Genomic DNA, 6,537 nt, shown 5'->3' on the forward strand with positions numbered 1-6,537 from the left:
ACGTACGCGGCGCTGAACATGACGAGTGTCTGCCGGGGGCCGGGCCGGGCCGGCGCACGATCCCAGCAGCGGCAGAGCCACGACCGCGCAGGCTGCCGGTGCCTGCCGGATCCCTGTCTCCTGCCTGCAGTTCGCCTGCTGCCCCGGCGGGCCGGCACCCGGGCCGTGGCAGGTTCCTGCCGGACACTGCCATTGGGTGGTGTGCTGGCGGGTTCCTGCGATACCGGTGGCCGTCGGCGCGTTCGTAGGGTCGCTGCCATGGATGCGACAGAGCAGGTCGCCCCCACGACACGGCCCAGCAGCCGTGTGGTGCAGGCGGCGAACGTGGAGCGCCCGGACGAGTTCGTACGAGCCGTCGCCGCGATCAGCGGCACCGTCCCGCTCGTCGAGGGCATGCAGGGTTACGCAGGACGTAACGACAACTGGCGGGTGCCGACCGCGGCCGGCGACCTGTTCGTCAAGCGGCTGCGCGGCGAGCCGTCACAGGTCGAGGCACGGATGAATCGCCTACTGGCTTTCCAGGACGTCCTGCGCGCCCATCCGGAGCAGGCAGTTCCCACGATCGGCTTCTACGGCGCGGACCGCGAGCAGTCGCTGCTGGTGTATGACTGCCTGCCGGACTCGTGCACGGCGGCCGAGCTGCTCGCCGACGGTGGATTCGACGTCGAGCTGGCGTATCGGCTGGGCCGGATCCTCGGGCGGGTGCACCGGCTGCCCCGGACCAGTGTTCGTCGGGGGCCGGGCCGTCGGAGCGTTCTACGCCTTGACCGCCGAGGACTTCGCGAACTGCAGCGGTGGCGAGGTCGAGGCGTGGGCCATGCTCCAGCACGACAGGGTGCTTGTGGAGGCCCTCGAACGGCTCCGCGGCATGTCCGCGGACGCCCCGACCACGGCCACCCACTGCGATATCAGGCTCGACCAGTTTTTGCTCTCGGGCGACGACATCTTCGTCATCGACTGGGAGGAGTTCCGCTACTCCGATTCCGCGCGCGACGTCGGCGGCTTCGTCGGCGAGTTCCTGCACCACGCTGCGGCGCGGATGTTCTCCGAACTCGACGTGGAGGCGGGCCTGGCGCCGGGAGCGGCGCACGAGGCCATCATGGCGGCCGGCGAGCAGCAACTGGCCAAGGTGCGCGACCACATCGGCCGCTTCTGGGACGGGTACCGCGAGGTGGCTGAGATCGACGAGCGGCTGGCGGTGCGTGCCACCGGGTACGCCGGCTGGCACTTCTTCGACCGCCTGCTCGCGGGCGCGGTCCACGGCGCGAAGCTCTCTGCGGCGGAGCGGGGCATGGCCGGCATCGGCCGCAACGCGCTCACCCAGCCCGAGCGATTCGCCTCCACCATCGGACTTCACCCGGGGCTGATGTCATGACAACCACCTTTACCCAACTGCCCGAGCGGCTGGCACGCGCGGTGGACAGCCTGCGCATCGACCGCGACAACCACGCCGTGACCGTCGGTGACGAGACCCTCTCCCACGACACACCGCTGCAGCTGCGCAGGGAACTGGGCTGGGCGCTTTACCGGCACTGGCATTCCGGTTCGGGGCGCCGCCCCGATGTGCGTGACATCCGCCGCGACCACGCCTTCGAGGACCTGCTGCGCGAGGCGACTCCGCACCGCACCAGCAAGACCGCAGCCGTGGTCAGGTCCGCGCCGCTGGAGAGCCCGGTGGGCCGGCACGTGCTGTTCGACGTGGGCCGCGGCGCCCCCGCGCTGTCCCCGACCGTCCAGACATGGAGCCTGGGGCTGTGCTACACGGCGCCGCCCGTCCCTGTCGGGGCAGGACGCCCCGCCGGTCCCACCAGCGGCGCCGGGTCGGCGGCGCGAGGACGTGCAGGAGGGCCAGCCCACGGGGGTGCTCCGCTACACCTTCGCCCTGCCGTCGCAGCACACCCGGCTGGCGGCGGCCGGCAAGGTGACGATGGCGCTGCTGGCCGGCGCCCCCTGGTCGGTCCTCGGCGCGGACCTGGTCGCTCGTCATCATGTGCTGGGCGCCTCGGCTCAGCACGTGCCCAACGGCACCGGCCCGTCACTGGGCCTGCTCAAGCTGTCCGTGCCCGCCGGCGCCGACATCGACGCGCTCGATCAGGCGGTCACCGAGCGGCTGGACCGGCTCGCCCGCACCGGCCCGAAGCAGGACGTGCTGACCGCAGCGAAAGCCCGGCGGGCCAAGGACTACCTCGGCATGCTCAGCCGGGCGCGGTCCTGCGCTGAAGAACTGTGCAGGAGTGAGGCTGCGCGCCCGCCGGGACCCGCGGACACGCCCCAGGACGCGGGACCGCGGCTGACCGGCCGGCTCACTGACCTACGCCGGGTGAGCGCCGAGCAGACCGCGCTGATCGCCGGGCGGAACCTGGCCGACCCCGCCGTCGTCGTCTTCCACGCCGAACGCCCACGGAGCACCGCATGGATCGTGTGAACGCACCCGCGCCGTGGCGGTTCCCCCCGTCGCGGACCGTTGTGCTCGGCAACGGAATGACCGTGAAGTTGGTGTACATGCCAGGCCGACTGGTCGCCACCGTCACCGTCTCGGTCGCCCTGCCCACCCAGGCCGAAGCGCGGGACAAGGAAGGAGCGGTGGCCGCGTATACGGCGATGATGCTCACCGACGCGCCACACTCGCGGTCCGGCCCGGTAAGCGTGGTCGCCAAGATCGGTGGGACGATCACGACTGGCTGCGACCACCGGGGGCCCAAGGTCGTCGCGGACTGCCCGGTCACCGACCTGCCCACGCTGCTCGACGCGCTCGCCACGATGCTGCTGCGGTTCGAGCCCACCGAGGCGTCCTTCCAGGCGTGCCGCCGGCGCATGGCGGGCGAGCGGGCCGCGGAAGACCATGACCCTGCGGCGCTGGCCAACAAGCTGCTGAGCGAGTCCGTGCTGTCGCCCACCAGCAGGTACGCCCGGCCGGTGAGCGGCACGGATGAGTCCTGGCGGACCCTGGACCGCCTGGATTTCGCCGAACTGTACGCCGCCGCAGTCGCGCCGCACACCATGACCGCGGTCGTGGTGTGCGACCTGGGGCTCGTGGACGCGCAGGCCGCTGTGCACGACTCCTTCGGCCGCCACCTTCAGGCGGCGCGCCGGCCCGCCGCTGACAGTCCGCCCGAGCCGGGCGGTGGACCGCGGCTGGTCTGGCGGCCGGGGCCAGGCGGCGGGCAGACCCGGATCATGATGGGCTGCTTTGCCGTCGACCGCATGGACCCTCGGTGGGCGTCGGCGCGCGCCGCCGCCGAGATGCTCGGCGGCAGCGCCGACGCCCTGCTCAACAAGGAGCTGCGCGGGCGCCTCGGTATCAGCTACGGCTTTCAGGCGCGGTTCGTGCCCTATCCGGCGGCCTGTTCATGGTGGCCGGATCCGTCGACGGCGCCCACAGCCAGGAGGCGGCAGCGGCGGTCCTGCGGGTGCTCAGGCAGACCGTCGACGACGGCGTGGACGCCCGGCTCTTCGAGCGGGTCCGCGCGCACATGGTGACCAGCGCGGCCGAGACATACGAGACCACCCTCGCCGTCGCCCAGCAGCACACCGAACTCATCTCCTGCGGGATCGACGAGGCGTTCATCGACCGCCACCTGGAAGAGCTGCGTGACCTGGGCAGGGCACGGATGGAGAGCGATCTGCGCAGTCTCCTGGACCCCGACCGGCTGCACGTGGCCGTGGTCGGCCCCTTTGCTCCCGACGCGTCCGTGCTGGCCGGACTCGAACGCGCCTGACCCCGGGTGGGTCCGACTGCCAGTCGGGCCCGCCCGGGGCCGGATGCCCCGCGCCGGGGGCGTCAGGACCCGCTGGGCAGGCGTCCGACCGCGGTCCCCAAGACCTGGCGCGCCCCCGTCGGATCCGCGCCGTCGATGTCTCGCACCCAGTTGGCCACCTGCACGCGGGACGCGAACCCGAGCTTGCGCATCACGTGCCGCAGATGGTTGATGACGGTCCATTCGGAGATGCTGAGCCGGTGCCCGATCTGCCTATTGGTCAGACCCGTCGCGACCAGACTCGACACCTCCGCCTCGCGGGGGGTCAGCGCGGAGTACTCCTGCAGCCGGCCAGGGTCAACCGTACCGGAATCCGGGACACCGCCCGGGGGCTGCTCCTCCACGGCGCCAGCCGGCTGCTGCGTCCAGCGGCCGGTCAGGATATGGCACAACAGGTCGACCAGATCCATGGCCTCCCCGGCACGCAAGGACCGCTCGAAGGCCCGGGCATCCATCTGCGCGGCAACCTGCTCCGCGAGCTCGGGCACCACCAGCAGCGACATCGGCCGGTCATAGTCCCACGCCCACTCGGCCTGGCCCAAAGCGCCGACGACCGCCGTCAGATCGGCGCAGGACCGGACGTCCGGCAGCCCGCGATTACCGACGAGCATGGTGATCGCGGACAGCACGGCCTCGGGGCCCAGCGGCCGCAGCTTCAGCAGCGCCCTTTCCACGTGCCGCCGCAGGCCCCCAGCCTCCCTCGCGCCCGCCGCGGCAGCCACAACAGCAGCAGTCCCGCCGCGTACTCGTCCCCGCTGCGGGTCGCCTCGAAGAGCAGGCGCCGGCATTCGGACTCCACCCGCTCGAACTGCCCGTCGCGCATCAGATGCGAGAAGTAGACCGTCGCGGCCTCGCACAGCCGCGACAGATCCCTGCGGGCCACGCTGTCCTCGACACACCCGGCCAGGACATCGACGGCCTCCTCGGTGTTCATCCGCTCTGTCACCAGGACACGCAGCAGGGCAACATCAGGCTCCTCCGGCCCCACGTCCTCGACGCTCCGGCACGCCACCAGCTGGTCAAAGCACACCCCAGCGGACGACTGGGCTCCTGCGGAAGCGGAGAAGGAGCCCATTGCCCACCGAGCATCCTACGAGCGCAGCCGTCAGACCTTCGGGGAGGCTGCGGCGCGGGCCGTGATTCCGATCGAGAAGTCGAGCGCTGAGATCCTGCTCGTGGCGGGTGGTGACGATGAGATGTGGCCGTCGCTGGAGTTCGCGCAGGAGCTGGCGTCGCGCGGCGCTTCGGCGGGCCGCAGTGTCAAGGTCATCAGCGCATCCGATGCCGGTCATCGCCCGCGGTTGCCGGGCGAAGGGCTGGCCGCTGCGTCCGACCGGTTCCGCTACGGCGGCACGGCAGAAGCTGACGCGGCCCTGGGCGCAAAGGCTTGGCCTGACATCGTGAGCGTGCTCGAAGGACGTGTGTTCCTGGGCACCTGATCAGGTTGATCAGGTGTCAGGCGACGTTCGCCCTGGCTACAACCTTGCGGAGACGTTTGTCGGCGGCGTGGTTGTTTCGCCAGATGATGTAGCGGCGGATCATGCTGCCCTGGGCCTTATGGCTGGGGTGGTCGGTGCCGTCCAGGGCGAAGTAGCGCAGTGCGGTGAACTGGGCCTCGATCCGGTTCAGCCAGGAGCTGTTGGTCGGGGTGTAGGCGATTTCGACGTTGTTCGCCTCGGCCCAGTCCGCGACTCGGCGGCACCGCTTGGTGGTCAGGTGCGGCGAAAAGTTGTCGCACACGATCGCGATGCGCACATCGGCGGGGTAGAGGGTGCGCAGGTAGCGGCAGAACTCCAGGAACTTGCTGCGCGTCTTGGTCTTCTTGACGTGGCCGTACATCTTGTCCTTGGCCAAGTCGTAGGCGGCCATCAAGTGGCGGACCCCGTGCGGGCGGGTGTAGGTCGCCCGTCGCTTGGGCCGGGGCTCGCGTTTGGGGTCCTTGTGCTTGCCGCCGCGCTCGGCCCAGTGCCGGCCGGGGTGGGGCTGGAGGTTGAGCGGGCCGAACTCGTCCATGCAGAAAACCACTTCAGGCTCGCCGGCCTCGGGTATGACCTCGCCGTCGGCGATCGCGTAGAGGTGTTCGACGCGGGCTTTCTTGGTCGCGTAGTCGGGGTCGCGGCTGGTCTTCCAGGTCTTCATGCGTTGAAAGGAGACGCCTACCGGGCGGAGCAGGATGCGCAGGCCCTCGTGGCTGATGTCGTCGACCACCCCCTCGGCGACCAGGAAGTCGGCCAGCTTGACCAGGCTCCAGGTCGAGAAGGGCAGGCCGTGCTCGGCCGGCTTGGACTTGGCGATCTTCTTGATCTCGCGGCGCTCGGGCAGCGTGAAGGTCTTCGGCCGGCCACCCCGGTACTTCGGGTACAGGGAGTCGAAGCCGTCGGCGTTGAAGTTGTGCAGCACGTCCCGGACCCGGTCCGCGCTCGTGAAGCTGACCTCGGCGATCTTCGCCACGCCCATACCCTGCGCGGACAGCAGCACCATCTGGGCGCGTCGCCAGGTCACCACCGATCCGGTGATTCACTGACACGCCGAGCCGTACAGAGCGACCCTGGTAGTGGAGATACCGGGGGCGCTCTGCCGTTCGGGGTACCCGTAGCAATCGCAGAAAAAACAAAGGATATCCCTGATCAGCCCGAACACCCTCCGCGCGGATTCCGGGCGCGGGGGGTTCTCGGCCTCGCGGCGGGGAAGACCACAGATAGTGCCATGCGTGGCCGCGGAACGAGCGAAGGCGTGAGAGCGGTGGCCGGTTCGGCGCCCGAGGCAGGGCCAGCGGTAC

8 protein-coding genes and 1 pseudogene are annotated in these 6,537 nt (G+C 70.5%); 5 read left to right on the forward strand and 4 right to left on the reverse strand.

Going from position 1 to position 6,537, the window contains the following annotated elements:
• Positions 1 to 507 precede the first annotated feature (507 nt).
• Positions 508 to 708: a hypothetical protein gene (locus EFK10_RS47300; protein WP_164835948.1), complete on the reverse strand. Its 201-nt coding sequence runs from the start codon at positions 706 to 708 to the stop codon at positions 508 to 510.
• Between the two features lie 16 nt (positions 709 to 724).
• Between EFK10_RS47300 and EFK10_RS12265 the strand changes: the two genes are divergently transcribed.
• The 4 genes from EFK10_RS12265 to EFK10_RS12280 all read left to right on the forward strand — a co-directional run bounded on the left by EFK10_RS12265 (position 725) and on the right by EFK10_RS12280 (position 3,719).
• On the forward strand, positions 725 to 1,375 hold the full coding sequence (locus tag EFK10_RS12265) for a phosphotransferase (protein ID WP_164835949.1): 651 nt from the start codon (positions 725 to 727) through the stop codon (positions 1,373 to 1,375).
• 462 nt (positions 1,376 to 1,837) lie between these two features.
• Entirely contained in the window at positions 1,838 to 2,425 is a 588-nt protein-coding gene (locus EFK10_RS12270) for a peptidase M16 family protein (protein ID WP_127355754.1), read from the forward strand.
• Entirely contained in the window at positions 2,413 to 3,480 is a 1,068-nt protein-coding gene (locus EFK10_RS12275; protein ID WP_127355755.1) for a M16 family metallopeptidase, read from the forward strand. Before EFK10_RS12270 ends, EFK10_RS12275 begins: the two co-directional genes overlap by 13 nt.
• Complete coding sequence (locus EFK10_RS12280; protein ID WP_164835950.1) at positions 3,411 to 3,719, forward strand: peptidase M16 family protein; 309 nt, start codon at positions 3,411 to 3,413, stop codon at positions 3,717 to 3,719. Before EFK10_RS12275 ends, EFK10_RS12280 begins: the two co-directional genes overlap by 70 nt.
• A gap of 62 nt (positions 3,720 to 3,781) precedes the next feature.
• Here the strand turns inward: EFK10_RS12280 and EFK10_RS12285 are convergent, their stop codons facing one another.
• Entirely contained in the window at positions 3,782 to 4,432 is a 651-nt protein-coding gene (locus EFK10_RS12285; RefSeq protein ID WP_240677168.1) for a helix-turn-helix transcriptional regulator, read from the reverse strand.
• Positions 4,414 to 4,770 (reverse strand): hypothetical protein, encoded by a 357-nt coding sequence (locus EFK10_RS49970; RefSeq protein ID WP_240677169.1) that lies wholly within the window; start codon positions 4,768 to 4,770, stop codon positions 4,414 to 4,416. The genes EFK10_RS12285 and EFK10_RS49970 overlap by 19 nt, the downstream gene beginning before the upstream one ends.
• Here EFK10_RS49970 and EFK10_RS52010 point away from each other — a divergent pair.
• Positions 4,685 to 5,197 (forward strand): acyl-CoA thioester hydrolase/BAAT C-terminal domain-containing protein, encoded by a 513-nt coding sequence (locus EFK10_RS52010; RefSeq protein WP_265737501.1) that lies wholly within the window; start codon positions 4,685 to 4,687, stop codon positions 5,195 to 5,197. The two genes, EFK10_RS49970 and EFK10_RS52010, sit on opposite strands and share 86 nt — an antisense overlap.
• Positions 5,198 to 5,213: 16 nt before the next feature.
• Here EFK10_RS52010 and EFK10_RS12295 read toward each other — a convergent pair.
• Positions 5,214 to 6,272, reverse strand: a pseudogene (locus EFK10_RS12295) (IS630 family transposase); the annotation flags it as partial.
• Positions 6,273 to 6,537: the final 265 nt, after the last annotated feature.

The sequence above is a fragment of the Streptomyces soli genome (assembly GCF_003999195.1).
GTDB classification, from domain to species: domain Bacteria; phylum Actinomycetota; class Actinomycetes; order Streptomycetales; family Streptomycetaceae; genus Actinacidiphila; species Actinacidiphila soli.

What these genes read in the sequence shown, in the direction of transcription:
- EFK10_RS12275 (WP_127355755.1), top strand. Translation starts at nt 2,413, where the DNA reads ATGGATCGTGTGAACGCACCCGCGCCGTGGCGGTTCCCCCCGTCGCGG.